General features: G+C 49.4%; 1 protein-coding gene and 1 pseudogene. Both read right to left on the minus strand.

Annotation, left to right across the window (positions count from 1 at the left end; all coding sequences use genetic code 11):
• Positions 1-205, minus strand: a pseudogene (locus PR675_RS20930) (repA); the annotation flags it as partial.
• 93 nt (positions 206-298) lie between these two features.
• On the minus strand, positions 299-1,968 hold a 1,670-nt coding region (locus tag PR675_RS20735; RefSeq protein ID WP_000381482.1), incomplete at its 5' end, for a Tn3 family transposase.

Below are 1,968 nucleotides of genomic sequence, written 5' to 3' on the forward strand. Positions count from 1 at the left end.
TGTCGTCTGGGCGTTCCTCTGGGCTAAACATCGACATGATCCGGCGCTTAATATCGCCGTCCTTGTTGACCAGCGTCTTGGTCACGAAGGCCGCGTATTCTTTGGCGTTGTCGTACCCTTTCCAGACCTCGTGGGGGTCAAGAGCGTAGGCGCAAACCCGCCCAGCGACTGGGATTCTGACCAAGGCGCGTTCTGTCTCAAGGTGGGGTTCTAGGGATTTTCCCCTCTAAAAAGACATAATCCTCTGTAGACCACACCAATAAATGGCTGCGGAGGTGGTTTACTTTCAGCTTGGAGCCTAATCATCCACTATCGGCCTTGTTATTTCGCCAATATTGGGCAATTTCCCAGTATTAGTGAAGTTATACGTTCCGCTTAAGTTGATATTTTGCCACGCAACGGGCGAAACAGCACGAGTGATACCCGCTTTCTCTTCATCTCCTCTCGCTTCAAAGTGTCCCAGAAGATGACTCAGTATCGCGGAGTTGAAGTAGATGATCGCGTTGGCAAGCAATCTTGCGCATTCATTCCAGATAGCGATTTCAGACTCGTTTTTGCCACGGAACTGATCACCATTCACCGACGCAATGGCTCGTCTAAGGAAGTGCCATGCTTCTCCCCGGTTCAGGGCACGTTGCACATACTGCCGCAAACTGGCATCGTCGATGTAGTCAAGTAAATATTGCGCTTTAACCAGTCGATTATACTCCGTCAGAGCCTGTAATATTGGGTGTCCAGAAGGGTAACCAGACAACTTTCTTACCAGCATTGCTTGTGTCGTCCGCTTTGTCTGAAGTGACAGAACAATACGCCTGATATCTTGCCATCCCGTTGTAATAACATTCGTTCTGATAGGCTTCTTTAGCGCCAGTATGGTGCTGCCTTGTTCACTTTCAGTCACATCAAACAGATCATTGATGACACTACTGAACTGCGCGTATCGCGGTGCAAAACTGTAACCGCATAGATCCAGTAAGGCGAAGTTAACATGATTGACACCGTGTGTATCTGTCGAGAGTACGTCAGGTTTGATTTCACTGCTGTTGGATTGTAACAGGTCATAAATATAGTGTGATTCGTGCTCGTTGGAACCGATGATCCGAGCATTGAGGGCGCTGTGGTTGGCCACCAGTGTCATGGCCGTGATCCCTTTGTTGGTGCCGAAATACTTAGAGGAGTACCGGGTTTTAAAGGTTTCCAGATGGGTTTCGAATTTCTGACCATCCGCACTGGCATGCAGCTGGTCCTCCTGAATATGGTAGTGGCGGAAGATGGGTAGCGCTGCAACCGCATTATTGATCACGTCGCTGGCGTCATGCAGCGTTTCAGGCCGGATATAGTTGGCCTGCACCGTACTCAGGTGTTCATAGCTTCGATCGGAGATCTGCGCCATGCCATACACACCACGGTGAGTGGCGTTGGCAATCAGAATGGCCAGTAAATCATCCTGATGAGTGAACCCTTGTTTTTGTATCGGAAGTACATGAGTCAGACATTTCATGAACCCGGTTTCGCGCTCTACATACCGCAGTACATCCGCGATACCGACCGGTTGCATTCGCTTAAAAAAGGGATTGTTGACCAGAGATGTAGCGCTTTTGGTCGGCAGACGCCAGCGGGTACCGGTACGATTTTTCATGATCACATTTCGATTGTCTCCCTCATCAATATGGAGAGCAACGTCTTTGAGTGCACTTTCCAGCCGGTGTTGTTTCTCCTGTAACAATAACTCTGCGGGCTGTTTTAGTCTGTCCAGTGTTGATGAGGCCAGCAAGGTATCCTGCGATGTCTGGGGGATCAGGTCGTCTTCCAGTGCGCGGTATTTGGTAACATTTGGCAAATAAATGCGTCCATTCAGTCGTGAGGTTAACTGCCGGTAGAGCAGCCATTCGTAACGTTGCGGGTTAACGTTATCCTGTTTAACCAACCATGGGAGGTGCTTTTTCGGGATGAGCGACGTATCCATCG

Source organism: Providencia sp. PROV261, assembly GCF_028477945.1.
Lineage (GTDB): Bacteria > Pseudomonadota > Gammaproteobacteria > Enterobacterales > Enterobacteriaceae > Providencia > Providencia stuartii.